Genomic DNA, 26,920 nt, shown 5'->3' on the forward strand with positions numbered 1-26,920 from the left:
TGTAAACGGACAAAACTAGCCATTTAAACAATATATTAACCTTGAAAATCGATTGGAAAAATAATGAAAATTTTGAAAAAATAATTCTATCTACACGAATTATTAAATAAGAAAGAGGAAAATCAATAAAAAATCTAGGAACATTTTAAATTTAAAAAACAAAATTTATAATATTCAATTTATAGCATAAATAAACTGATAGAAAATAATTGAAAATCAATAGCTGATGAGATCGCCCCATGATTGCTAGTGCACAATCAGTCGCAGAAAAATGAAATCTGGGAAGATGACGTGTAAATATTAAAAAGTCGGACAGAAAACCTATCCAACTCTAAGTATCATTATAAAAATAGTTTCAATAATTGATGAGCGACTCCGTCTTGGTCATTGGTCAGTGGCAGTTGTTCATCTGCGTAAGGAAGAAGTGCTTGGCTAGCGTTTTTCATGGCATAGCCAGTACCGGCAAAAGCTAACATCTCTGTATCATTGTGCTCGTCACCAAAAGCAATCAAATCTTTCCGATCCACGTTCAGAACCTCTAATAAATATTTCAAAGCAAAAGCTTTATTGACGCCTTTTGGAGTGCATTCGAGGATATTGAGCGGGCCGCCCCAAGTATTGATAGATAATTGTTGTTGATAAAATTGATTCAATTCATCCGCCAAAGCATATTTATCATTGGCATGCGTTTGCAAAAGGATACAGTTGGGATTTTTGGTAACCAATTCTGGATTAAATTGATTTTCAGGTTGAAAAGATTCTACACCAAATAATTTCGGGTCGGCAATCGTTTCATTGGGGGCTGTGATATAAAATTTCTTCCGATATTCCCCAGCAATGAAGTCTGCTTCAATCTCTTCCTTCCTTTTGACAATGTCTAATAGATATTCTTTATCTAAGGTGATACATCTTTCCTGTTGCCACTTTTTCTCCGGAATATGGGTCAAAGAGCCATTAAAGTTGATCATTGGAGTGTGTAGTTCCAATTCTTTATAAAATTCCCGTGCCATTCGATAAGGGCGTCCGGTTGTGATGACAACATGATGTCCTTTTTTAGAAATTTTTTTAATGGTTTCTTTTGTAAATTCAGATAGTTTGCTGTCAGAATTGAGCAAGGTTCCGTCTAAATCTACTGCAATTACTTTTTTTGTCATAGTCTACTCTTTCATTTGTGCTGTTTTCTATTATAGCAGATTTTAAGATGAAAGTGCAGAATTTGTGATATAATGTTTTCTTATATAATGAAGGAGGAAATCGAGTATGTGTAAAACAATTATCATTCATATTTTCTTTGCGATTATTTCTGCTATCGTTTATGCTGAAGGAATTTTGACAAAAGGTCCAGATTTGATTTGGAATATGTTTCTAGCTTTGGTTGCCTATGATGTGGCTTTTATAGCCATTCAATTTAAGAAAAAATGGTTTTTCTTACCTGTAGCAATTCTTTGGCTAGTGTTTTATCCCAATACGTTCTATATGATTACGGACTTGGTACACATGCACTGGGTGAGTGACACCTTGTGGAACCGAGAAAGTCTGCATCTTTTTATGGCCTTTGTTCCAAGTATTTTCTTTGGGGTTCTATGCGGAATAGAGAGCTGGAATTTGATTTCGGGCTATTTGAAGCTCAAATGGTGGCTGGAATATTTGGCTATTGGAACTGTCTCATTTTTATCGAGTCTCGCAATTTACATTGGTCGCTATGATCGGCTCAATTCTTGGGATTTAGTCAGCCATCCTACGTTAGTCTTTGAGCGGTTGGCAGCTGCTTTGCAGAGGGAGCGCCTGTTATTCATTTTAGGGTTTACCTTTATTCAAATCATGTCCTTGGTCTTTTTGAGTAAAAGTCAGTCTAAATAAAGATTTTCTGTATAAAATATTGAATTAATTTGTTTGTTTTTAAAACTTCTGTTGAAATCATGAATATTTTGTGGTATTATATCTATTATCGTTCGTAAATTTTAAGGAGATTTTTAAAAATGGACAAGTTTTTTAAACTAAAAGAGAACGGTACAACTGTTCGTACAGAAGTTCTTGCTGGTTTAACCACTTTCTTTGCAATGAGTTATATCCTCTTTGTCAACCCTGAAATGCTCAGTCAAACAGGCATGCCAGCACAAGGTGTTTTCTTAGCGACTATCATTGGGACTGTTGCAGGGACGCTGATGATGGCTTTATATGCCAACATTCCTTACGCTCAGGCGCCTGGTATGGGACTGAATGCTTTCTTTACTTATACCGTTGTCTTTGCACTTGGTTATACATGGCAAGAAGCGCTGGCAATGGTTTTCCTCTGCGGGATTATTAGTATTATTGTCACGTTGACCAAGGTTCGTACAATTATTATTCATGCAATTCCAGAGAGTTTGAAATACGCTATTTCTGGTGGAATTGGGATTTTCCTAGCTTATATCGGAGTGAAAAAAGCGGGACTTTTGAAATTTTCAATTGATCCAGGAACCTATACTGTTGCAGGAAAAGGTGCTGATAAGGCACAAGCAGCTATTATGGCTAATGGAATGGCAACACCGGGCTTGGTAGATTTTAACAATCCAGCTGTTCTTGTCGCTTTGTTTGGAATTTTCATCACCATTTTCTTTGTCTTGAAACGTGTGCGCGGAGGTATTGTGTTATCTATTGCGGCAACCACAATCGTAGCCATTTTGGTGGGAGTTGTAGATCTTTCAAAAATCAATTTTGCTTCCAATAATATCGGTGCTGCTGTTCAGGATTTAGGAAAGATTTTTGGTGCAGCTTTAGGTAAAGATGGTTTGTTAGCTTTATTTGCAAAACCTTCTCGCATTCCAGAAGTGCTTCTAGCCATTTTGGCCTTTTCATTAACAGATATTTTTGATAATATTGGAACTTTGATTAGTACTGGTCGTAAAGCAGGTATCTTTAATATTGCAGATGAAGAAGCTGCTAAAGATTCGTCTGGGCTTCAGACTAAAATGGACAAGGCGCTGTTTTCAGACATGGTTGGGACAACGATTGGTGCGATTGCAGGAACTTCAAATGTCACGACTTATGTAGAAAGTGCAGCTGGGATTGAAGCCGGTGGTCGTACAGGTTTAACAGCACTTGTCGTTGCGGCTTTGTTTGCTATTTCAAGTTTCTTTAGTCCACTTCTTGCTATTGTCCCAACAGTAGCAGTAGCTCCTATTCTTATCATTGTCGGAATTATGATGCTTTCCAGTATGAAAGATATCGAATGGGACGATTTATCAGAAGCAGTACCAGCCTTCTTTACATCCGTTTTCATGGGCTTTACTTACAGTATTACTCATGGTATTGCTGCAGGATTCATCATGTATGCATTTGTGAAAATCATCAAAGGTGAAGCCAAGGAAGTTCACCCAATTATCTGGGTATTGGATGCTTTGTTTATCTTAAACTTTATCAGTCTAGCTTTAGCTTAATGATTGAAAAATTGCTAGTTCTTTGGAGCTAGCTTTTCTTTTGTTAAATTTCAGCAGAAAATGAAAACTTCTGGTATAATAAAAGAATGTTTAGCCATAATGAAGATGAGTTGATGGCGTGGGGCGAGAAATTAGGCGCTTTACTCCGAAAACAAGATGTGTTGATTTTAACGGGTGACTTGGGTGCTGGGAAAACAACGTTCACCAAAGGGTTAGCACGTGGACTGGGTATCAAACAAATGATCAAAAGTCCGACCTATACTATTGTACGAGAATATGACGGACGCCTACCGCTTTATCATTTGGATGTTTATCGCATTGGAGAAGATCCAGATTCTATTGATTTAGACGATTTTCTCTTTGGAGATGGAGTGACGGTTATTGAATGGGGCGAATTGTTGGGAGATAGTTTGCCAAGTGACTATCTCAAATTGACAATTTTAAGAAAAAGTGATGGTCGAGAATTGGTCTTTGATGCAAAAGGACATCGAGCTGAGAAACTGCTTGAGGAATTTGTCAATGACTGAGTTAGAGCTAGTTATAAGAGAAGCAGAACCTCAAGACGCCAAATCTTTAATTGATTTTCTTAATCAAGTTGGAAAAGAATCAGATTACATGACATTAGATGCTGCAGGGATTTTGATGACAGAAGAGCAGATGAGCTCTTTCATTCAACATCAAGCTGCGTCAGATAACCAGATTTATCTAATTGCACTATTAGATAATGAAATTGCTGGTCTTGTAAGCATTACAGCTGATTTTCATGAGCGGATTCGACATATTGGACAGGTCTTTATCGTGGTTAAAAGAGTATTTTGGAATCAAGGCTTAGGAAAGTTTCTTTTAGAAGAGGCGATAAATTGGGTAGAGAATTCTAGAGTGATTCGGCGATTAGAATTGACTGTACAAGCAAGAAATGAACGTGCTGTTCATTTGTATCAGGCATTTGGATTTGAGATTGAGGGCGTTCAAAAAAGAGGGGCCTATCTTGCAGAAGGGAAATTTCTTGATGTTTACCTAATGGGAAAACTGATAGATTAGAATAATATGTTAAAAAAAATTATCTTAATGTTTTTAAGCTTGTGTCTTGTAACGGTTGCAGGACTAGGCGTTTATGGATTTACGATTTATAACCAATCAACGGATGTATTGTCTAAGACTTACAAGAGCTTTGGGAAAGATACAGATGTTATTGCAGCTACCAAACCGCTTACCTTGCTCTTAATGGGGGTGGATACGGGTAGTGGTTCACGCTCAGATCGGTGGGCTGGAAATAGTGACTCCATGATTCTCATGACGGTCAATCCTAAGACGAAAAAGACTACGATGATGAGTTTGGAGCGGGATATTCTCACCAAAATTAAAACCGCTGATGGGACAACGCAAGCAAAGCTCAATGCGGCTTATGCAAATGGTGGAGCTGAGCTAGCTATTTCCACAGTGCAAAAGATGATGAATATTCACATTGACCGCTATGTGCTTATCAATATGAAAGGTCTGGTACAATTGGTTGATGCTGTTGGCGGTATCACGGTCAATAACACACTTGGTTTCCCTATTTCGATTGAAGAAAATGAACCAGAATACAAAGCAGTTGTTGAATCAGGTAAGCAACACATCAACGGAGATCAGGCGTTGGTTTATTCTCGCATGCGTTATCAAGATCCAGAAGGGGATTATGGCCGTCAAAAGCGTCAACGAGAAGTCATTCAAAAAGTAGTCCAAAAAGTGCTGAGTTTAAATAGTGTCAGCCATTATCAGGCTATTTTAAAAGCTGTTAGCAACAATATGCAGACCAATGTAGAGTTGTCTTCTGGCAGTATTCCGCAATTATTAGGTTACCAAGATGCTTTCAAAAAGATTGAAAGCAAGCAATTAAAAGGTGAAGATGCCACCTTAGCAGATGGGGGTTCTTACCAAATCGTCACTTCGGAGCATATGTTGGAAATGCAAAATGTTCTGAGAAAATCGCTTGGCTTAGACGAAGTGACTGAATTGGAAACCAATGCAGTTTTATATGAAGAATTGTATGGCAGTGCTGCTCCTAGTTCCAGTCAGTCAGGAAATGGCACAACAACTGGTGCTGCTGATTCTTCTGCGTATTCCAGCAATCCTTATGGAACAGATCAAAATGGACAGTATTACGGTCAATACGGACAATGACATGATAAAAAAGAATTTAGCGTGTGCCTAAATTCTTTTTTATTTCTTAGTTGATGCGAGTGTTCCAGATGTCTTGAATTTGTTGAAGTCGAGCAGTAGCGTCTTGCTCAAAAAGTTTGAATTGGTAAGTTAAATCCTGTGAAATTGTTTGGAGATTGTCTTTTTGCTCTTGAACGACTTGGAGATTTCGTTGAATATTTTGTAGATTGTCTTGAATTCTGTCCATTAGCTCATAACTTTCAACAGCCTCGTTCATGAGTTTTTCTCTATTTTTAACAAGGCAAAAGCTGGCTGCAGCTGCACCGGTGAATAACAATAGATTACTAAGTTTCATGGTTTCTCCTTATGCTTTTGAAATTTTTTCGGCTAATTCTGCAAGAGCAGGGAAGTTTGGTTCGTGCGCCACGAAAGTCAGTTTTAAATCATCATTTTCTGTATAGCGTGGTGCTAAATGGACATGTGTATGGAAGACAGATTGACCGGCAATTTCTTCGTTGTTATTGATGATATTCATTCCCTTTGCACCAGTCGCCTTCATCACTTTACGAGCAATATCTGGAATGCGTGCAAAAAGTTGACTGGCAGCTTCACCGTCCATTTCAAGCATGTTGCGGAAATGTTTTTTAGGGACAACCAAGGTATGTCCGAGCGTTACTTGTGAGATGTCTAAAAATGCTAGAATTTCATCGTCTTCATATACTTTAGAAGCTGGAATTTCTCCTGCAATAATCTTACAAAAAATGCAATCTGCCATCAAATTTACCTCTACTTTGCTAGATTTTGTTATAATATAAGAACATTATACCAGAATTTGGAGAAAATATGTTAGAAATAAAAGGGCTTACAGGGGGTTATGTGAATATCCCTGTTTTAAAAGACATCAGTTTCACAGTAGGAAATGGGGAACTGGTGGGGTTGATTGGTTTGAATGGTGCGGGTAAATCCACTACAATCAATGAAATTATCGGACTTTTAACTCCTTATAAAGGTGAAATTTTAATTGACGGTGCCAAACTGCAAGATAGTCCTACGGCTTATCGTAAAAAAATTGGTTTTATTCCGGAAACACCTAGTTTGTATGAGGAATTAACGCTGCGCGAGCATATTGAAACGGTTGCTATGGCTTATGATGTGGAGCAAAAGGTGGCTTTTGCGCGCGTGGAGAAATTATTGACGATGTTTCGCTTGAAAGAAAAATTGGATTGGTTTCCGGTGCATTTTTCTAAAGGAATGAAGCAAAAAGTCATGATTATCTGTGCATTTGTGGTTGACCCCAGCCTTTTTATCGTTGATGAACCATTTTTGGGACTTGATCCAGTTGCCATTGCTGACTTGATAGAGCTTTTGGAGGATGAAAAGGCAAAAGGCAAGTCAATTCTCATGAGCACGCACGTGCTGGATTCGGCAGAAAAGATGTGTGATTCATTCGTGATATTGCATAAGGGAGAAATCCGAGCTAAAGGCAATTTAGCAGAATTACGAGCAGAATTTGCCATGCCAGAAGCTAGTCTCAATGACATTTATCTAGCTTTGACAGAAGAGGCGAGCCTATGAGAGAACTGTTTCAAAAGCGCAAACAAGTATTTCGCAATCAATGTTTGAAGTATTCGCGCTATGTTTTTAACGACCATTTTGTCCTCTTTTTATTAGTTTTTACTGGCTTTTTAGCGGTTCAATACAGTCAGTTGTTGCGAAATTTACCTTCAAATCACCTGCCAATCATTCTTGCTTTAGCAGTTCTTTTGATTTTATTGTTGCCTCTGGGACGAATCGCGACATATATGGAAAAACCAGATAGTCTATTTTTATTGGTCAAAGAAGAGGAACTAAACAGCTACTTACAAGAACAAATGCGTTCATCTTATCGATTATGGGCCTTGCTTCAAACCGTTGCGTTGTTACTATTAGCACCGCTGCTTCTTGCTTTAGGCATGCCGCTTTGGGGCTGGTTTATTCTTGTTTTTCTTATGTTGCTAGCAAAATGGTTTATCTTTTTGCAAAAAAGCCAGAAATTTTACCAAGGTGCAAGGGTGAATTGGGGCTATCTCATTGCTTACGAAGAAAGACGAAAACAGATGATTCTGCGTTTCTTTGCTCTCTTTACCAATGTTAAGGGAATTTCCAATAGCGTAAAACGCCGAGCATATCTTGATGGTTTGACGAATATTCTACCAAAAAGACAGTCAACTACTTGGCAAAATATGTATTTGCGTTCTTATTTGCGCAATGGTGATTTTCTTGCCTTGACTATACGGTTGCTGTTTCTGTCTCTTTTGGGAATTGGTTTTATCAGTCAATCGTGGATTGCTGCCATATTTGTGGCATTGTTAAATTATCTCCTGCTATTTCAGTTGACAGCCTTGTACCATGCCTTTGATTACCAATATTTGACGTTCTTATTCCCTTTAGAAATCAACTCAAAGTTAAAAGGAGTGAAACCAGTGATTGCTCTTATTGGCTACAGCGTGCTTTTTGTGGAAACAATGATGGCTTTGCTGTTTTTCCAAGATAGAGTAGCTTTGCTTTTTATGATAGGAATCACATTGCTACTCTATGTCATTTATTTACCATTCAAATTAAGAAGTTTGGTTGACTAAAGGAAGTAAAATTAGTAAAATAGATAGGAAACTTTTTACGGAGGGGAACAATGGACTTGGTTGATAATGAGCTAACTCTGACACCAATTGCAGGTAAAAGTGGGAAAGCCTACATGGGCACCTATCCAGATGGGGCGCGCGTTTTCGTCAAGATGAACACGACCCCAATCTTAGTAGGTCTGGCTAGAGAACAAATCGCACCGCAATTATTGTGGAGTCGTCGCATGGCAGACGGCAATGTCATGAGTGCACAGGAATGGCTATCAGGAAAAATTTTGACGCCGACTGAAATGGACAAAAAACAAATTGTAAATATTTTGACACGGCTGCATCGTTCACGTCCTTTGATGACACAGTTGCGTCGGTTGGGTTATTCCTTGGAGACGCCAGCAGATTTATTGGAATCTTGGTTAGAACACGCACCATTGGCAATTGGAAATAATCATTACTTACGGTCGGTTTTAAATGATATGCGTAGTCATTTACCACAATTTCGCGAGGATCATGCAACGATTGTGCATGGCGATGTGCGTCATAGTAACTGGATTGAGACAGATAGTGGATTGGTATATTTAGTAGATTGGGATTCTGTTCGATTGACAGATCGTATGTTTGATGTGGCTCATATATTAAGCCATTATATTCCAGAGGTGCGTTGGAAAGAATGGTTGACCTACTATGGCTATCGCTATAATGAAACGGTATTGAAGAAATTATACTGGTATGGTCAGTATGCTTACCTATGTCAGATTGCGAAGTATTATGAAAATGCAGACTTGGAAAATGTGAATCGGGAGATTTATGCCTTGCGTAACTTCCGCTCAAAATACGGAAGAAAGGTGTCATGAGAGTTAGAAATCGCAAAGGCGCAACGGAATTACTAGAAGCAAACCCGCAATATGTGATTTTAAATCCTGCTGAAGCAAAGGGCAAGTGGCATGAGATTTTTGGGAATAAGCACCCTATTCATATTGAAGTGGGAAGTGGGAAAGGTGCGTTTGTTTCAGAAATGGCAAAAGCTCATCCAGAAATTAACTATATCGGAATTGATATTCAAAAATCTGTTTTAAGTTACGCCTTGGATAAGGTTTTAGCAGCTGATGTTCCCAATATCAAGCTCCTTTGGGTAGATGGTTCTGATTTGACCAACTACTTTGAAAATGGAGAGATTGATCGTTTGTATCTGAATTTTTCTGATCCTTGGCCCAAGAAACGCCATGAAAAACGGCGCTTGACCTACAAATCTTTTCTCGATACCTTTAAGCAAATTTTACCAGAACATGGAGAGATTCATTTCAAAACAGATAATCGTGGCCTCTTTGAATATAGCTTGGTGAGCTTTTCTCAATACGGCATGAAACTAAATGACGTTTGGTTGGATTTGCACGCGAGCGACTTTGAGAATAATGTGATGACGGAATATGAGCAAAAATTTGCCAACAAAGGTCAAGTCATCTATCGGGTTGAGGCAGAGTTTTAAGGTGAAATAGATAATTGAAAGAGGCTGGGCAAAAAGTGTCCCAGCTTCTATCAGATTTAGTAATAAACGAATAACGCAGTAGGTGATTGGGCTCTTCATTCGCTGTTTAAGCTCGGAAGAGCACCTTTGCCGAAAACTTCGTTTTCTTCATCTGCAACCTTAAACAGCTTGATAACTGTTTAAGCACCCTTGCGGGGGTGAGTTTGGGACAAAAAGATTTCAATTTTTAAAAATCTTAATTATTAAGCCCTTCTAATCTATAATTAAATGCGAAAAGCGAGTAAAGTAGAATTCTGATTACCAGAAAACTAGTTTTGTTCGCTTTTTATATTTGAGGTCGGACTTTTGTCCCAGCCTCCACTCCCATTTCTGATTTTCAGGAGAAAAGATTGCTAAAAAACAAGAGGAGCAAAAGAATGTCTCAAGCGACAAAATGAACTTTAGAAGCTTCATTTAAACATTTTGTTATAAAAGCTATTAACAAAATTTACAATTCAGGACAGTGTAGAAGATTGTGGTATCAATCGGATGACCTTTTATCATAAATATATATGTGTGCGATTTGGTAGAATGGTCTTGTTTTGAGTTTACTAAAAAGTAAAACGTTGCTGTCCAAGTAGATGTTCAAGAAATTTTATTAAAATAGTAGAACTTTTCTCATTTTGTTCTTTTCTCTTGTACTCGATTAAGTTTTTATTTATAATAATTCTAAATAAAGAGAAAAGAGAAGGTTGACGATGACGAGAGAACAAGAGATTGATAAGAATTTTAGTGGTCGGCTTAATATTTTGCGAGCTGGAGTATTGGGGGCCAATGATGGTATTATTTCTATCGCGGGTGTGGTAATAGGGGTAGCAAGTGCGACAGAAAGTATTTGGATTATCTTTCTTTCTGGGTTAGCAGCAGTCTTTGCGGGAGCTTTTTCCATGGCAGGTGGTGAATATGTATCTGTTTCCACTCAAAAGGATACGGAGGAGGCCGCAGTTGTCAGAGAGCGAGATCTTTTAATGAAAAATCCAGATATTGCTAGGCAGTCGCTCTATGCAGCTTATATCCAGAATGGCGAGTGTGAGACTTCTGCCCAGCTTTTAACCAATCGAGCTTTTTTAAAGGATCCTCTCAAAGCTTTGGTAGCGGAAAAGTATGGTATTGAAGTGGAAGAATTTACTAATCCTTGGCATGCAGCAATCTCCAGCTTTATCGCTTTTGTAGCAGGAGCTATCTTTCCCATGCTGAGTATTGTCTTCTTTTCTGCTAGTTATAGAATTCCGGCGACAGTAGTCATTGTTGCTTTATCGCTATTGGGAACGGGATACACCAGTGCCAAGTTAGGAAAAGCCCCGATAAAAAATGCCATGATTCGAAACTTAGTCATTGGACTTTTGACTATGACAGTAACTTATCTTGTAGGTCAATTATTTGCTATCTAATTTCGAAATAAAAAACCTTTATGAGGAGTGATTTTGATTGTAGGTTATTCTATTTGACTTTATAGTCAATTCTTTTTAGAATTATCTGTCAACCACAATGCTGAAATCAATCAATTTTCTTACGATTGATAAGTATAGCATCAAATAAAATACAGGAATATATTTTCTTGCATTTTATTTTTTCTTATGCTATAATACAAGTAACGAATATGAAAGAGAGGCGAGGAAGTATCTTCGCCTCTTATCTGTGAGGAGGTGTAGTCTTATCGCAACGATTGTAGAATTGGTAAAAGAGGTTGTCGAGCCAGTCATCCAAGAACCGTATGAATTAGTGGATATTGAGTATGGTAAGATGGGGAGCGACCATGTTCTCAGTATTTTTGTAGATAAGCCGGGAGGGATTACCGTAAATGATACGGCAGATTTGACGGACATCATCAGTCCGCTTTTGGACACGATTAAGCCGGATCCTTTTCCTGAGCAGTATTTCCTTGAGGTGACGAGTCCAGGGTTGGAACGTCCGCTGAAAACGAAAGAACAATTAGCAGATGCAGTTGGGCAATATATCCATGTTAGTCTGTATCAAGCAGTTGATAAAAGTAAAACCTTTGAAGGAACATTGCTTTCTTTTGAGGAAGATAGTTTAACAATGGAATATATGGATAAGACGCGTAAGAAAGTTGTTCAAATTCCTTACCAGCTAGTATCCAAAGCAAGATTAGCAGTAAAATTTTAGTAAGAAAAAAGAAAGGATTGCTTTTGTTTTTACAAAAGCGAAAAAAACATGAGTAAAGAAATGCTAGAGGCCTTCCGCATTTTGGAAGAAGATAAAGGAATCAAAAAAGAAGACATTATCGAAGCAGTGACAGAATCCTTACGCTCCGCTTATCGTCGCCGTTATGGTCAGTCAGATAGTGCAGCCATTGAATTTAATGAAAAAACAGGTGATTTTCGTGTCTATACAGTTCGTGAAGTGGTGGACGAAGTTTTTGATAGCCGTTTGGAAATCAGCTTAAAAGATGCTCTTGCCATTAGCTCCGCTTATGAGCTTGGTGATAAAATCAAATTTGAAGAAGCGCCGGCTGAATTTGGTCGGGTAGCAGCTCAATCTGCTAAGCAAACAATTATGGAAAAGATGCGCAAGCAAACGCGGGCGATTACCTACAATAAGTATAAAGAGCATGAAAATGAAATCATGTCAGGAACAGTCGAACGTTTTGACAATCGTTTCATCTATGTCAATCTTGGCAGCATTGAAGCGCAGTTGTCTAAACAAGACCAAATCCCTGGAGAAGTCTTTGCTTCACACGACCGCATTGAAGTTTTTGTTTATAAGGTTGAGGACAATCCTCGTGGTGTAAATGTTTTTGTTAGCCGTAGTCATCCAGAGATGATCAAACGCTTGATGGAGCAAGAAATTCCTGAAGTTTATGATGGAACGGTTGAAATTATGAGCGTTTCTCGTGAAGCAGGTGATCGAACCAAGGTTGCGGTACGTAGTCACAACCCAAATGTAGATGCAATTGGTACAATCGTTGGACGTGGTGGCGCAAACATCAAGAAAATCACTAGCAAGTTTCATCCTGCTAAGTATGATGCAAAATCAGACCGTATGATTCCTATTGAAGAAAACATCGATGTGATTGAGTGGGTAGCAGATCCTGCAGAGTTTATCTACAATGCGATTGCTCCGGCAGAAGTGGATCAAGTCATCTTTGACAGTCAAGATAGCAAGCATGCTCTTGTCGTTGTGCCAGATAACAAATTGTCTCTTGCAATCGGTCGTCGCGGACAAAACGTACGCTTGGCAGCTCATTTGACAGGTTACAGAATTGACATCAAATCTGCAAGTGAATTTGAAGCTATGGAAGAAGCTGGTGAGCTTGGCGGATTTGCTGAAGAAACAGAAGAATTTACAGCAGTTGAAAGTCCTGTAGAAGCAGAATTTGTAGAAAGTGAAGTTGAAGCAGCAGACTAAAGGAGGGAAAGAATGGCAAAAACAAGAAAAATCCCTTTACGAAAATCAGTAGTTTCTAACGAAGTCATTGACAAGCGTGATTTACTCCGCATTGTCAAAAACAAAGAAGGTCAAATTTTCATTGATCCAACAGGCAAGGCGAACGGACGTGGAGCTTATATCAAACTTGATAATGAAGAAGCGCTTCAAGCTAAGCAAAAACGAGTCTTTAATCGCAGTTTTAATATGGAAGTGGAAGACGATTTTTACGATGAGCTGATTGTTTACGTGGATCATAAAGTTAAAAGAAGAGAGCTAGGTCTTGAATAAACAAAAATTAGCCAGTTTACTTGGATTGGCACAACGAGCAGGTCGCATCATATCAGGTGAAGAACTGGTTGTTAAGGTAATACAAGATAAGAAAGCAAAGTTAGTCTTTTTAGCCAATGATGCTGCTCCAAATTTGACCAAGAAAATTACTGATAAAAGTCATTATTACAAAGTAGAAGTATCAACCGTGTTTTCAACACTGGAATTAAGCACCGCAGTAGGCAAGGCAAGAAAAGTGCTTGCCATCACTGATGCTGGATTTACAAAGAAAATGAGGTCTCTTATGGAATAGAAGAGGAGGACAAGATTTGTCTAAAGTAAGATTGTACGAAATCGCGAAAGAACTGGGGAAAGAAAGCAAGGAAATTGTGGCGCGTGCAAAAGAGCTTGGTATTGAGGTAAAAAGTCATGCCAGCAGCGTGGAAAGCGAAATAGCAACACGTATCACAGCTAGCTTTTCTCAAGCAGCAGCTCCTAAAAAAGAAAAGACTCAAAAGCCGACTCAATCGTTGCCTAAAGAGCAACCGTCAGCTTCAACGGCAGTGAAAGAAACGACCGAGGCTGAGAAGAAAGCAGAGCCGAAGGAAGTAGCTCCGACGCAAAAGTCGGAAGTGGAAATGAAGTCGGCGCCTGCAAAACCAAAAAGTCGTAATTTTAAGGCTGAACGAGAGGCAAGAGCAAAAGAGCAAGCAGAACGACGGAATAAACAGCGAGACAATCGTCCGCAAAAACAACAAAATGGGGACAAACGAAATCGAGATGAGCGCAATCAGCGTAATGATCGAAGCAATCAAAATCGCAATGACCGAGGAAATCGCAACGAACAACGCGACAATCGCAATCATCGGAACCAAGATAATCGTCGTCAAGGGCAAAATCGTTCACATGCTACAAATCAAAATCGCCCTCAAACGAATCAAGGACCACGCATTGATTTTAAAGCGCGTGCAGCGGCTCTGAAAGCAGAACAGAATGCCGAATATGCTCGCGGTAGTGAAGAACGTTTCAAACAAGCTCAGGCTGCGAAAGCAGCTCAACGCGAGCAGAATAAACGGAAAGAACCTGTAGAAGAATTATTTCAAGCAGCAGCTACTATCGTGGAAGCAACAAAGCCAGCTCCACAGCCCCAAGTTGCTCCTGAAGCGAGTCAAACTCCCGCAGTTGACACTCGTCGTAAAAAACAAGCCCGACCAGACAAGAAGCGCGATGACTTTGATCGTGAAGAAGATGGTCCAAGAAAACAACAAAAGAATCGAAGCAGTCAAAATCAAGTGAGAAATCAAAAGAATAGTAATTGGAATCATAACAAAAAAAATAAAAAAGGCAAGAACAATCGGAATAACACTCCAACTCCAAAACCAGTTACAGAACGCAAGTTCCATGAATTGCCTAAAGAATTTGAATACACGGAAGGTATGACCGTTGCAGAAATTGCAAAACGGATTAAACGTGAACCAGCCGAAATTGTCAAGAAACTCTTTATGATGGGGGTTATGGCAACGCAGAATCAATCGTTGGACGGCGATACTATTGAACTTCTGATGGTAGATTATGGCATTGAAGCACATGCTAAAGTTGAAGTCGATAATGCAGATATCGAACGTTTCTTTGTGGATGATGATTATCTTGATCCAGATGCCTTGGTAGAGCGTCCGCCAGTTGTGACCATCATGGGACACGTTGACCATGGGAAAACAACACTTTTGGATACCTTGCGTAATTCTCGTGTTGCTACAGGTGAAGCAGGTGGGATTACACAACATATTGGTGCTTACCAGATTGAAGAAAATGGTAAGAAAATTACCTTCCTTGATACACCAGGGCATGCGGCCTTTACAAGTATGCGGGCACGTGGTGCTTCTGTCACAGATATCACGATTCTTGTCGTAGCAGCAGATGACGGAGTCATGCCTCAAACAATTGAAGCGATTAACCATTCAAAAGCAGCTAATGTGCCAATTATTGTAGCGATTAACAAGATTGATAAGCCAGGTGCTAATCCTGAACGGGTTATCGGTGAATTAGCTGAATATGGCGTTATGTCAACTGCTTGGGGCGGTGATTCTGAATTTGTTGAAATCTCAGCTAAGTTCAACCAAAATATTGATGAACTGCTCGAAACCGTTCTCCTTGTAGCTGAAATTCAAGAGCTAAAAGCTGATCCAAAGGTTCGCGCAATTGGTACAGTAATCGAAGCGCGCTTGGATAAAGGAAAAGGTGCAGTTGCAACCTTGCTCGTTCAACAAGGTACTTTGAATGTGCAGGATCCAATTGTTGTCGGAAATACCTTTGGACGTGTACGTGCGATGACCAATGACCGTGGACGCCGAGTGAAAGTTGCTGGACCGTCTACACCAGTATCTATCACGGGTCTAAATGAAACACCAATGGCTGGTGATCATTTTGCAGTGTATGAAGATGAAAAAGCAGCGCGTGCAGCTGGTGAAGAACGTGCAAAACGTGCTCTCATGAAGCAACGTCAAGCAACTCACCGTGTTAGTCTTGAAAATCTTTTTGATACCCTTAAAGCCGGTGAAGTCAAGTCTGTCAATGTTATTATCAAAGCAGATGTGCAAGGTTCTGCCGAAGCCTTGACAGCTTCCCTTCAAAAGATTGAAGTAGAAGGCGTTAAAGTCACGATTGTTCACTCAGCAGTTGGTGCTATTAACGAGTCTGACGTGACTCTTGCCGAAGCTTCAAATGCCTTTATCATTGGTTTTAACGTTCGTCCTACCCCACAAGCTCGTCAACAAGCAGAAGCCGATGATGTCGAAATTCGTCTTCACAGCATTATTTATAAAGTCATCGAAGAAGTAGAAGATGCCATGAAAGGGATGTTGGATCCAGAATACGAAGAAAAAATTATCGGTGAAGCTGTTATCCGTGAAACCTTCAAGGTTTCTAAAGTCGGTACCATTGGTGGCTTTATGGTGGTTAGCGGTAAAGTAACTCGTGATTCTAAGGTTCGTGTGATTCGTGATGGTGTTGTCATCTTTGATGGTGCGCTTGCTAGCCTCAAACATTATAAGGATGATGTGAAAGAAGTTGGCAATGGGCAAGAAGGTGGTCTCATGGTTGAGAACTACAATGACATCAAGGTAGACGACATGATTGAAGCCTACATCATGGAAGAAATCACAAAATAAAATATGAATGGAAAAGAGACAGGCTATGGTTCATTAAAGTCTGCCTCAACCTTTTTCTAAAGTAAGTGAAAGGAGATATCATGGCAAATCAATTTCGTGTGGATCGTGTGGGCATGGAAATCAAACGTGAAGTCAATGAAATTTTGCAAAAAAAAGTTCGTGATCCGCGTGTTCAAGGAATTACCATTACAGATGTGCAAATGTTGGGTGACTTGTCAATGGCAAAAGTGTACTACACGCTGATGAGCAAGCTTGCTTCTGAGCAAGAAAAAGCTCAAATTGGTTTAGAAAAAGCCAAAGGAACGATCAAACGTGAATTGGGTCACAACTTGAAGATGTACAAAATTCCTGATTTGACATTTATCAAAGATGAATCCATTGAATACGGGAATAAAATTGACCAAATGCTCCGCGATTTAGAACAAAAATAAAATGTGATTTTAGCTATATCAATATATTTAAAAAGAAAGGAAATTCTATTTTTCTTTCTTTTTTTGATAAAAATGCTAAAAAAGGCTTGTTACTTTTACACTTATCCATTAAAATAGAAAAGGAGATAATCCGCTACATATTTTTCGGAGGGAAAAAGATGTCCATCAATTGGCAGCAAATTATATTTAGCTTTTTAGGCGGTTTAGGACTTTTCCTATATAGTATTAGGATGATGGGGGATGGCTTGCAGCAGGCTGCAGGTGATCGGCTTCGTTATTTTATTGACAAATATACAAGCAATCCATTTTTTGGTGTTCTAGTTGGGATTGGTCTAACAGCTCTCATTCAGTCCAGTTCAGGTGTGACAGTTATTACAGTTGGATTGGTGAGTGCGGGACTTTTAACGCTTAGGCAGGCAATTGGAATTGTTATGGGAGCCAATATCGGAACAACCGTAACTTCTTTTATCATTGGTTTTAAGCTAGGTGATTATGCCTTGCCAATTCTCTTTTTAGGGGCAGTCTGTCTCTTCTTTACCAAAAAACGCTCCGTCAATAATATCGGTCGCGTTCTATTTGGGGTTGGTGGTATCTTCTTTGCTTTAAATCTGATGAGTGGCGCTATGGAGCCATTGAAAGATTTAGATGCTTTTCGTGAGTATATGATAAAGTTAAGTGGAAATCCAGTCCTTGGAGTGTTTGTAGGAACAGGGATTACATTACTGATTCAAGCCTCATCCGCAACTATAGGTATTTTGCAAAATCTATATGCGAGTGGTTTGATTGAGCTAAAAGGAGCCTTACCAGTCCTTTTTGGGGATAATATCGGGACAACGATTACAGCGATTATTGCATCATTAGGAGCCAATATTGCTGCTAAACGTGTAGCAGGTGCCCATGTCACTTTCAATGTGGTCGGTACCGTTTTATGCTTGATCGTTTTAGGTCCATTTACGAGCTTGATTCAGTGGTTTCAAACAACTCTTCATTTAAGCCCAGAAATGACCATCGCCTTTGCCCACGGAACTTTTAATTTGACTAATACGATTATTCAATTTCCATTTATTGGTTTATTAGCTACCTTAGTGACGAAGCTGATTCCAGGTGAAGATGAAGTTGTAAAATACGAGCCGCTTTATTTGGATGTAATTTTAATCAAACAAGCGCCGTCTTTGGCGCTTGGAAATGCCAAAAAAGAATTGCTTCATTTAGGACGTTATGCGATGCGTTCATTTGAGTTAGCTTATGATTATATTGTGAACAATACTGAAAAGTCAGCAGACAAAGGGCATAAAACGGAAGAAGCAATCAACAAGATTGATGAAGATCTGACACGCTATCTGATTGATTTATCTAGTGAACCTCTTAGTCAAAAAGAAAGTGAAGTACTGACTAATATTCTGGACTCTTCACGCGATTTGGAAAGAATCGGAGATCACGGTGAAGCGCTTATCAACTTGACAGACTATATCCGTCGAAAAAAAGTAGAATTTTCTCCAGCAGCCTTGCAAGAGTTGGAGTTGATTTACAATATGACTCTTAGTTTCATTGAAGAATCTTTAGCTTCTGTAGAAAATAATAACATTGAGTTGGCAAATAGTCTGGTGGCTAAGCATGAAGCGATTGATAAAATGGAACGCAGATTGCGGAAGACGCATATCCATCGCCTGAACAGAGGAGAATGCTCTACGCAAGCAGGCGTAAACTTTATTGATATCATCTCTCACTATACGAGAGTAGCAGATCACGCCATGAATTTGGCGGAAAAAGTGCAAGCGGAACAAATTTAAGATTGAGAAACAAACTGCTGAGAGGTAGTTTGTTTTTTAATAGACAACTTGCTTTGTATGAACAAACAGATAGCTCATAAACCATACATATATGAGATCGGGTTGATAACAAAAGAAGAAATGTGGGCTACATATTGTATGCTAGATAAAGTCCTCAATGCAATATGAAAAAAACTGCAATCTAAACAGAGGTTGGGCTGAAACTGAAAGATGTCAGGGTTTATCTTTATCAAAGTTTCCAAACTCTAAAACAATCCATTAAGAAGAATAACTACAAATTTCGAAACATACTTTTTACTTTCATCTAAATTTTTTTCGTGGAATGGAGTTGACTAAATTCTCAGAACATCTTATTGCTGGCTATCAGTAGATTGTGGATAGTGATTTAGAAAAGTTTCCGATATGTTTTGTAAGATAGACTTATGTTTTTTGATGAGAATATCACTGTGATGAGGGCCTGTCATAACTAGTGATAATTAAATTTATTCTGAAACTAGTCATATAAAAACCAGCCCTCATTAAGAGAGGACTGGCTAGTTGTTTAGTTCATGATTAGAACAATATGTACCAAAAGTTAGTTTAACCACTATGTGCTGAATGGTATACATAAATAATATAAGAAAATTTAGAAATTAGCTTTACTGCATTATTCAAAAGTCACCTTAATTGGTATTTTGGCAACAGTTTCTGTGATATCATAAATGACTTCTAAATTGCATTCTAAGACTTTTGGTTTGGTAATACTAGCCGCTTCCAAAGCAGTTATTGGTAGTTTAATACTACCTTCTGAAGTAGCAGAAGCTTTTAAGGTATCAGAACAAACGATAATTTTGTGGTCATCACTATTGGAAATATTATTGACTTTACCATTACGAGTTTGTACTTCATATTCCTTATTGGAAGTGTTTTTATAAGCTAGCTTAAGGGTATATTCGTAATTATCTTTTTCTAACCCTTTATAGGTGACCGTGATATCTTTACCTTCATAAATAACGGTATCAGTAGCTGTGGTAGAAAATTCAACAGTTTTTGATTTTTGTTCTGCCTTTTGACTAGAACTAGTATCGGGTGTTTTAGAAGATGATGTGTCTGTTGATTTCTTATTATTACCGCAAGCAACTAAAAGCAGAATGGTAAGCAAGGAGACAGTGACTGTAAAGACTTTCTTTTTCATGGTACACCTCCAAAGATAAGTGTGCTAGGTGCAGACTAAAGTCGTTTAAAGCCGATTTGTCTCTTTTAAATTTGGAATCAGCTCCTTGCGACAACAATCAACACAAAATACTTTTTCCATTTTTATTATAACATAATACAGACAATTATTCAAATAAAAGACAAAACATAAAAGTGTAAATAACTAGAAAGTAATGTATTGGATTGATGGAGTTTAATAGTTTAATTAACCTATTTTGTATGAGCCATCTATTTCGCACTAGGAAAAATGACATCAATTATACAAATAAATATGGCTTGCAGAATTAGATATCAATTATCATCTACAAACAGTGGGAAAAAATTCGAGACAACTATAAAAATGGTATGAATTAAGTGTTGAAAAAATATCTAGCAAACAAAAATTTAAATTAGAATATCTGCATTATTATCTTTTTTAGAATAAACAGTATCAAATGCAGATTTCTCCAATATGAGGTCAGTTAACTATTTAGCTTATTAGCTAAATGACATGTATCATAAGTTCATTAAACTACTATATGCTGAATAGTATAAACAGTAGTGTAAGAATTAAGTTTAGTCCCTATAGGACCGCTTAAAATTTAGCAAAATAGGTCTATACCATTTACAAAAAAAGAAGAAAGCGGTATAATAAAAGGGACATAATGAATAAATGTGAGAGTGCCTCAAAATATCAATTACAGTTGCTAGAAATTGTAACTTAATATAAACTCTCATCGAATGAAGGAGGTTTTATTATGCCTAAATACATTCAAGCTGATCAATTTTTCTATCCCCATGGTATTTGTCAAGGTGGCTATCTGGAATTGGTCGATGGCAAATTTGGAAAATGGTCCAAGAAAATTCCAGCAGATTCAGATGTGATAGATTACACAGGTTATTCTATTGCACCGGGATTGGTAGATACCCATATTCATGGCTTTGGTGGTGTTGATGTGATGGATAATAATATCGAAGGAACACTTCACATTATGAGTGAAGGCTTATTGTCAACAGGAGTCACCAGTTTTTTACCGACAACCTTGACCTCAAGTTTTGAATTACTGCTAGCTGTGACCGAAAATATTGGTGATCATTACCAAGAAGCAACAGGTGCTAAGATTCGTGGGCTATATTTTGAAGGTCCGTATTTCACAGAAAAATACAAAGGAGCTCAAAATCCAATTTACATGAAAGATCCTCGAATGGATGAATTTCGTGCTTGGCAAAAAGCTTCAAATGGTTTGCTTAATAAAATCGCTCTAGCTCCAGAACGAGAAAGTGTTGAAGACTTTGTTCGCACTATTACAGATGAAGGCGTAACGGTTGCGCTGGGACACTCAAATGCAACTTTTGAAGAAGCTAAAGCAGCTGTGGACGCAGGTGCTAGTGTCTGGGTTCATGCCTATAATGGCATGCGTGGTCTGACTCACCGTGAGCTGGGCATGGTCGGCGCTATGTACGAGCTGCCACACACTTATGCTGAGCTGATCTGTGATGGGCACCATGTGGATCCAAAGGCTTGTGACATTTTGATGAAGCAAAAAGGTCATGAACATATTGCCCTCATTACCGACTGTATGACAGCTGGTGGACTAGAAGATGGCGATTATATGCTGGGTGAATTTCCGGTAGTGGTCGCCAACGGAACTGCTCGTCTCAAATCAACAGGCAACCTCGCGGGCTCTATCTTAAAATTGAAAGATGGACTGAAAAATGTGGTTAAATGGGGCATTGCCAACCCACATGAAGCAGTTATGATGGCAACGCTCAATCCAGCAAAATCAGTCCACATTGATGATGTTTGTGGTCAAATCAAAGAAGGTCACGATGCGGACTTTATCGTTTTGGACAAAGATTTAGAACTCGTTGCAACTTATCTGGATGGTGAAAAACGATACGAAGCGTAAAGATGGAACATTGAAGTATTCATATAGTTTTTTTAGAATCTAGGATAACACCCTAGGTTCTTTTTTGCAGCTTTTTTATAATCAGTATATGTGTATTCCGAACGATGATTCTATAAACAAAATAATTTTATAGTTAAAACTTTATATTTTCTATTTTTTGTATATGTTCATAAAGGAATGTTACGTTTTCATTACAAATGCTATTTTGTGTGAATATTCAGAAAAATTTACGATATAATAACTTTTAAAAAATAAAAATGAGGAGATTTATATGCAAAAACAGCGTTTTTCATTGAGAAAGTATAAGTTTGGTTTGGCTTCGGTCGTTTTAGGTACATTTTTAGTGATTGGAGCAGCTCAAGTTCAAGCTGAGGAGCAAGTGGCAGCTAAGCCCGTAGTTACACAGGAGACGAACGTTGCTACGACAACAGAAGCGACTACTCAATCAGCAACTGCGTCTGAAAATACAGAATCTGAGGCAGAGAAAACAGATTCTCCAGTAGCCACTCCTGTTGAAACACCGCAACAGACAGCGACTGCTCAAGTTGCCGAAGTGACATCAAGCTCTCCGACTGAAGTGTCTTCCAACACTGAAGAGCAACCAGCTCCAGAAGATACAAGTGCTACAAAGAAGGAAAGTGCACCAGCTTCGCAACCGAAAGCAGCATCGACAGAGGCAGAGTCGACTTCTGTGACGAATTCATCGGCTGCACCTGCTACAAAAGCTGAGCCGGCTAAGACACCTGTGTCAGATGAAGCAAGACCTGCAAGTGTTAGCAGTAATGAAATCATCAAAGTTCCTCAAACCTGGCATCAAGGTTATAAAGGGGAGGGCACTGTTGTAGCGATTATTGACTCTGGTTTGGATGTTCACCATGAAGTATTGCGGATTACAGATCCTTCAAAAGGAAAATACAAAACTGAAGCCGAAATGGAGGCTGTTAAGCGTGCAGCTGGCATTGACTATGGGAAATGGTATAATGACAAAGTAGTCTATGCTTATGATTATATGGACGGTGATGACAATATCAAAGAAAAAGATACGTCATCGCACGGGATGCATGTAACAGGGATTGCTACAGGAAATCCAGATAAGAAAAGTGCTAATGGTGAATATGTTTACGGAGTAGCACCTGAAGCGCAGGTTATGTTTATGCGGGTCTTTTCTGATCGGAGCGGAACTACTAGTTCAGCTATTTATGCGAAAGCCATTGATGATGCGGTTGCCCTGGGAGCGGATTCTATCAATATGAGTCTGGGTTCTTCTACTGGTTCCACTATCAATGCTGATCCAAGCATTGTAGATGCGATTAAACGTGCCCGTGCAAAAGGAGTTTCAGTCCTCATATCTGCAGGGAACAGCAATACTTTTGGATATGGGTATGATAAACCACTAGCAGAAAATCCTGATTATGGATTAGTCGGAAACCCCTCTACGGTAGAAGACTCAATCTCTGTTGCTTCCGTCAATAACACAGTAGTCACAGAAGAAGTCTTTAATGTTCTTGGATTGGAAAACAATGCCGAATTAAATCATGGGAAATTCACTTATGCAGCAGCTGAAACAGAAGGACAGTTTAAAAAAGGAAAAGAGTATAAATATGTAGACGCTGGGCTTGGTCGTGAAGAAGACTTTAGCGGAGTGGATGTCAAAGGAAAACTAGCTCTTGTGCAACGTGGCAGTATTACATTTGCAGAAAAAGCAAACAATGCACTAAAACACGGTGCGACTGGAATAGTAGTCTATAATAATGTCGCAGGTGCGAATGTTACAATGGCTTTGGACGGAGAAGGGAAGAAAAATCCTGCAGTCTTTATTTCCAAAGAATATGGTGAAGCGCTGAAAGCTGGTCAGTATAAGTTAGTATTTAATGGTGCGATGGCTAATCAGCCCAATCCAGAAGCAAAAGAAATGTCTGATTTTTCAAGTTGGGGTGTAACAACAGATGGTCAATTGAAACCAGATGTAACTGCTCCTGGTGGCTCTATCTTTTCATCGCTCAATGATAATACCTATGGCAATATGAGCGGAACCAGTATGGCAGCTCCTCACGTAGCTGGTGTAGCCGCTCTTGTCAAACAGTATTTACTGAAGAAATACCCAGACAAATCTCCTGCAGAAATTTCAGAATTAGTCAAAGCCTTGATTATGTCTACAGCGAAACCGCATGTCAATAAGGAAACTGGAACGTACACTTCCCCCCGTCAACAAGGTGCTGGTATTGTAGACACAGCAGCAGCCGTATCTACAGATTTGTATGTAACGAGCGAAAATAATTATCCTAGTGTATCGCTTGGAAATGTTAAGGATGAATTTACATTTGATGTGACCGTTCACAATTTTTCTGATAAAGATCGGACATTGAAAATGATTGTCAATACGAATACAGACAATGTTAAGGACGGGCGTTTTACACTCACTCCTAGAAAATTAACAGAAACTGTCTGGCCTGAGATTACTGTTAAGGCACACAGTAGTGAACGTGTCACGATCAAAGTCAATACATCTAAATTTGCAGAAGAATTGACCAAGCTCATGCCAAACGGCTACTTCTTAGAAGGTTTTGTTCGTTTTGTTGATCCAGCGGATGATGGAGATGTAGTTAGCCTGCCATTTATGGGCTTCCGTGGCGAATTTCAAAATTTACCAGCAGCTGAAAAACCAATTTATAATTTAGCCAGAGAAGGCAGGTCTGGATTTTATTACGATGTTCCGCAAGATAAGAGTGTTTCAGCCGGTGACAATGTGAGTGCTATTTTAACGACAGCTAATGAGACCCTTTATTCAACTGGTCAAACAACAGCTCGTAGTCCGATTGTGCTTGGCACGGTGGAAAATGAACAAGGCACAAATGTCTTGCAGTTGGATGCCAATGGAAATGTTCGCCTCGCCTTTTCTCCAAATAATGACGGCAACAAAGACTTGATTCAGTACCGCTCAGTATTTTATCGGAATTTCACCAATCTAACCGCTAGCGTTTATGCAAGTACGGATACAGATTATCGTTCACCAATTTGGCAGAGCAGCAAAGCTTTAGATGGTCGTAAAAATTACTTTGATAGTAAAGGGCCGAAATCTTATGTGGTTGAAAATACCGTATGGGATGGTCGTGATAGTAGTGGAAATGCTGTGAAAGACGGCCTATATACCTATGTAATCCGCTACACGCCAGATGTCCCTGGGGCAAATGAACAAGCGGTAACTTTCCAACTTCAAATCGATACACAAAAGCCAGTCATCACATCAGGTTATATCACCAACACAAATGGAGTAGAAACATTTGTTGCTCGTCAGGTAAAAGATGAAGGGGAGGGTGGGATTCTAAGAAAAAGCCTCTTCTATCTTCAGCCAGATAAAAACAATAGCGTCCTCTATCAAGCTAGAGATGCTTTGGGGAATGTACGCATTTATGAACGTCGTGTTTATATTGCAGCAAATCAAGACGGCAGTTACACTTTGCCAAAAGGTGTAGAAAAGACCAATATTTTCTATTTGGTAGAAGATTTTGCTGGAAATAAAGATGTTATCTCTTTAGCAAAATTAGTAGGAGATGAAAATAGTGGACGGATTCGTGTAGCTTTGGTAGATGCTGAAAGTCATAAAGATTTGGATACGAGCTTTGTATATCGTATCAAAGATGCAAACGGTAACTATGTCAATCTTGATAAAGGAAATGACATCAACTTCTTAGGATTTGGACACTATGTAGCTGAATTGTTCACTTATGATAAAGGCGGTTTAAAACTGTACAGCTCTCAAACGCAAGAATTCGATTTGACAGCTGAGGACAGCTTCAAAACAATTGAATTTTTAGCAAAAGAAATCGTCTATGCTCCGTTAAGTGTAGCTTTCGATCAAGCAGTTCCTAAAAATACATCCGTTGTCTTAAAAAATGCAGATGGAGATTTATTGGTATTACCAGTGCAAAAATATGGTCAAAATGCTTTTGGAAAAACGGTTGCAGTAGGTCGTTATACAGTTCTTGTGAAACTTCCTGCGGGTTATGAATTGTGGGATGAAAATCCAACGGTTGAGGTCTTTGAAGGTCAAAATAATCTTCTTAAGTTAGCGGTTATTATCAAAACGCAGCTACTAGCGGCTGTCAATAAACAAGCTAGTCTTGTCGCATCTGCTCAGTATTATAATGCAGCTGCAGAAAAACGCACAGCTTATGATCAGGCTTACGCAGTGGCTCAAGCTGCTGTGGCTGGCAAATTGACTCAAGCTGAAGTGGATAAAGTTTTAGCAGCTTTAAATACGGCTTCTAACGATTTGGACGGTAAAGATTCTGATATTGCTTCTGTGAAGCAAGCTATTGCTGCCTATGGTGCTATGACAAAAACAGGACGTTATGCCAACGCTACAGAGAAATACCGTCGCAATTATGACCAAGCTTTCCAAGCAGTTGCTTTGCTGTTAGCACAGGAGCGTGTAACTCAAGAACAAATTGATACAGTTCTAGCCAAATTAAAAGCAGCAGAACAGCGACTGAATGGCAAAGCCACGAACTTTAGCAGCTTGCAAAAGCTAGTGGATAGAGAAGTGGAATTTCAAGCAAGTAACTATCGCTTCATTTATGCTTCTGATGATGTCAAAGCAGCTTACTTAACAGCTTTTGAGCATGCTCAGGCTGTGTTGGAAAATCCAGGAGCAAGTCGGGAAGAAGTGAAAGCAGCTACTGCAAATTTAAGAAAAGCAAAACGAAAATTAAATGGGAAAAGACCCAAAAAGGTTCAAACACTAACTGTTTTGAAAAAAACAAAAGTGCAAGTTGCTTCTAATGAATTAGTTTCTTAATTGAAAGCGGAGGTGGGACGACGAAATCAAATTCTTCGAATGATTGATTTCTGTCCTACACTCTCTTTTTTATCTGCGAGAAATTTCATCAGTATTTCTATTTTACAAAATCTTATTTTCCTGCTATAATAGTTTTTATGAAAGAGGTCTTGTCAGGATACTTTCTAGCGAGTCTGGGGTGGTGAAAGCCAGGTAAGTGAAAGATGAGGAGGAGCTTTCAGTAATTTTTAGTCGATAAATTTTTAATTAAGACTATATTAACAATGAAGTAATAAACTAGGGTGGAACCGCGTTTT

23 protein-coding genes are annotated in these 26,920 nt (G+C 38.9%); 19 read left to right on the top strand and 4 right to left on the bottom strand.

Annotated features, from left to right (window positions below; all coding sequences use genetic code 11):
* Positions 1-341: 341 nt before the first annotated feature.
* Complete coding sequence (locus EL087_RS01415; protein ID WP_126406370.1) at positions 342-1,154, bottom strand: Cof-type HAD-IIB family hydrolase; 813 nt, start codon at positions 1,152-1,154, stop codon at positions 342-344.
* 106 nt (positions 1,155-1,260) lie between these two features.
* On the opposite strand from EL087_RS01415, the gene EL087_RS01420 reads away from it, so the two are divergent.
* From EL087_RS01420 to brpA, 5 genes are all read left to right on the top strand, one after another.
* Entirely contained in the window at positions 1,261-1,860 is a 600-nt protein-coding gene (locus EL087_RS01420; protein WP_126406373.1) for a DUF1361 domain-containing protein, read from the top strand.
* 119 nt (positions 1,861-1,979) lie between these two features.
* Positions 1,980-3,419 (top strand): NCS2 family permease, encoded by a 1,440-nt coding sequence (locus tag EL087_RS01425; protein ID WP_126406376.1) that lies wholly within the window; start codon positions 1,980-1,982, stop codon positions 3,417-3,419.
* 86 nt (positions 3,420-3,505) lie between these two features.
* On the top strand, positions 3,506-3,946 hold the full coding sequence (gene tsaE / locus EL087_RS01430) for a tRNA (adenosine(37)-N6)-threonylcarbamoyltransferase complex ATPase subunit type 1 TsaE (protein ID WP_059221176.1): 441 nt from the start codon (positions 3,506-3,508) through the stop codon (positions 3,944-3,946).
* Positions 3,939-4,460 carry a GNAT family N-acetyltransferase gene (locus EL087_RS01435; protein ID WP_126406379.1) on the top strand — a complete coding sequence of 174 codons (522 nt, stop codon included), beginning with the start codon at positions 3,939-3,941 and terminating at the stop codon, positions 4,458-4,460. Before tsaE ends, EL087_RS01435 begins: the two co-directional genes overlap by 8 nt.
* 6 nt (positions 4,461-4,466) lie before the next feature.
* On the top strand, positions 4,467-5,582 hold the full coding sequence (gene brpA / locus EL087_RS01440) for a biofilm formation/cell division transcriptional regulator BrpA (RefSeq protein WP_126406381.1): 1,116 nt from the start codon (positions 4,467-4,469) through the stop codon (positions 5,580-5,582).
* Between the two features lie 46 nt (positions 5,583-5,628).
* Here the strand turns inward: brpA and EL087_RS01445 are convergent, their stop codons facing one another.
* Positions 5,629-5,916, bottom strand: coding sequence for a hypothetical protein (locus EL087_RS01445; RefSeq protein ID WP_059221170.1), 288 nt, complete (start codon positions 5,914-5,916; stop codon positions 5,629-5,631).
* 9 nt (positions 5,917-5,925) lie between these two features.
* Positions 5,926-6,336: an HIT family protein gene (locus EL087_RS01450; protein ID WP_004224313.1), complete on the bottom strand. Its 411-nt coding sequence runs from the start codon at positions 6,334-6,336 to the stop codon at positions 5,926-5,928.
* Between the two features lie 68 nt (positions 6,337-6,404).
* Here EL087_RS01450 and EL087_RS01455 point away from each other — a divergent pair, with 68 nt between their 5' ends.
* From EL087_RS01455 to EL087_RS01510, 12 genes are all read left to right on the top strand, one after another.
* On the top strand, positions 6,405-7,136 hold the full coding sequence (locus tag EL087_RS01455; RefSeq protein WP_049517074.1) for an ABC transporter ATP-binding protein: 732 nt from the start codon (positions 6,405-6,407) through the stop codon (positions 7,134-7,136).
* Entirely contained in the window at positions 7,133-8,179 is a 1,047-nt protein-coding gene (locus EL087_RS01460) for an ABC transporter permease (protein WP_126406384.1), read from the top strand. The genes EL087_RS01455 and EL087_RS01460 overlap by 4 nt, the downstream gene beginning before the upstream one ends.
* A gap of 50 nt (positions 8,180-8,229) precedes the next feature.
* Entirely contained in the window at positions 8,230-9,027 is a 798-nt protein-coding gene (gene ccrZ, locus EL087_RS01465) for a cell cycle regulator CcrZ (protein WP_003043230.1), read from the top strand.
* On the top strand, positions 9,024-9,659 hold the full coding sequence (gene trmB / locus EL087_RS01470; protein ID WP_126406387.1) for a tRNA (guanosine(46)-N7)-methyltransferase TrmB: 636 nt from the start codon (positions 9,024-9,026) through the stop codon (positions 9,657-9,659). Before ccrZ ends, trmB begins: the two co-directional genes overlap by 4 nt.
* A gap of 737 nt (positions 9,660-10,396) precedes the next feature.
* Complete coding sequence (locus EL087_RS01475; protein WP_003043209.1) at positions 10,397-11,089, top strand: VIT1/CCC1 transporter family protein; 693 nt, start codon at positions 10,397-10,399, stop codon at positions 11,087-11,089.
* A 247-nt stretch (positions 11,090-11,336) separates the two neighbouring features.
* Positions 11,337-11,825, top strand: a complete 489-nt coding sequence (gene rimP, locus EL087_RS01480) for a ribosome maturation factor RimP (protein WP_037567383.1) — start codon at positions 11,337-11,339, stop codon at positions 11,823-11,825.
* A 48-nt stretch (positions 11,826-11,873) separates the two neighbouring features.
* The gene (gene nusA, locus EL087_RS01485; RefSeq protein WP_126406390.1) at positions 11,874-13,067 is read left to right on the top strand and encodes a transcription termination factor NusA; all 1,194 of its coding nucleotides are present in this window, start codon (positions 11,874-11,876) and stop codon (positions 13,065-13,067) included.
* A 12-nt stretch (positions 13,068-13,079) separates the two neighbouring features.
* On the top strand, positions 13,080-13,376 hold the full coding sequence (gene rnpM, locus EL087_RS01490; protein ID WP_003043599.1) for an RNase P modulator RnpM: 297 nt from the start codon (positions 13,080-13,082) through the stop codon (positions 13,374-13,376).
* The gene (locus EL087_RS01495) at positions 13,369-13,668 is read left to right on the top strand and encodes a YlxQ-related RNA-binding protein (protein ID WP_003043402.1); all 300 of its coding nucleotides are present in this window, start codon (positions 13,369-13,371) and stop codon (positions 13,666-13,668) included. Before rnpM ends, EL087_RS01495 begins: the two co-directional genes overlap by 8 nt.
* A gap of 16 nt (positions 13,669-13,684) precedes the next feature.
* Entirely contained in the window at positions 13,685-16,522 is a 2,838-nt protein-coding gene (infB, locus tag EL087_RS01500; protein WP_126406393.1) for a translation initiation factor IF-2, read from the top strand.
* 80 nt (positions 16,523-16,602) lie between these two features.
* On the top strand, positions 16,603-16,953 hold the full coding sequence (gene rbfA / locus EL087_RS01505) for a 30S ribosome-binding factor RbfA (protein WP_003043380.1): 351 nt from the start codon (positions 16,603-16,605) through the stop codon (positions 16,951-16,953).
* Between the two features lie 158 nt (positions 16,954-17,111).
* Positions 17,112-18,743: a Na/Pi cotransporter family protein gene (locus tag EL087_RS01510; protein WP_126406396.1), complete on the top strand. Its 1,632-nt coding sequence runs from the start codon at positions 17,112-17,114 to the stop codon at positions 18,741-18,743.
* Between the two features lie 646 nt (positions 18,744-19,389).
* Here the strand turns inward: EL087_RS01510 and EL087_RS01515 are convergent.
* Entirely contained in the window at positions 19,390-19,917 is a 528-nt protein-coding gene (locus EL087_RS01515) for a hypothetical protein (protein ID WP_003043186.1), read from the bottom strand.
* Positions 19,918-20,674: 757 nt separating this feature from the next.
* Between EL087_RS01515 and nagA the strand changes: the two genes are divergently transcribed.
* Together nagA and EL087_RS01525 are read left to right on the top strand one after the other, a co-directional pair.
* Complete coding sequence (gene nagA / locus EL087_RS01520) at positions 20,675-21,826, top strand: N-acetylglucosamine-6-phosphate deacetylase (RefSeq protein WP_126406399.1); 1,152 nt, start codon at positions 20,675-20,677, stop codon at positions 21,824-21,826.
* A gap of 271 nt (positions 21,827-22,097) precedes the next feature.
* A complete protein-coding gene (locus tag EL087_RS01525; protein WP_126406402.1) occupies positions 22,098-26,624 on the top strand; it encodes a S8 family serine peptidase in 4,527 nt (1,508 codons plus the stop codon).
* The last annotated feature ends 296 nt before the right edge of the window (positions 26,625-26,920 follow it).

The organism is Streptococcus milleri, assembly GCF_900636525.1.
Classification (GTDB): Bacteria; Bacillota; Bacilli; order Lactobacillales; family Streptococcaceae; genus Streptococcus; species Streptococcus hominis.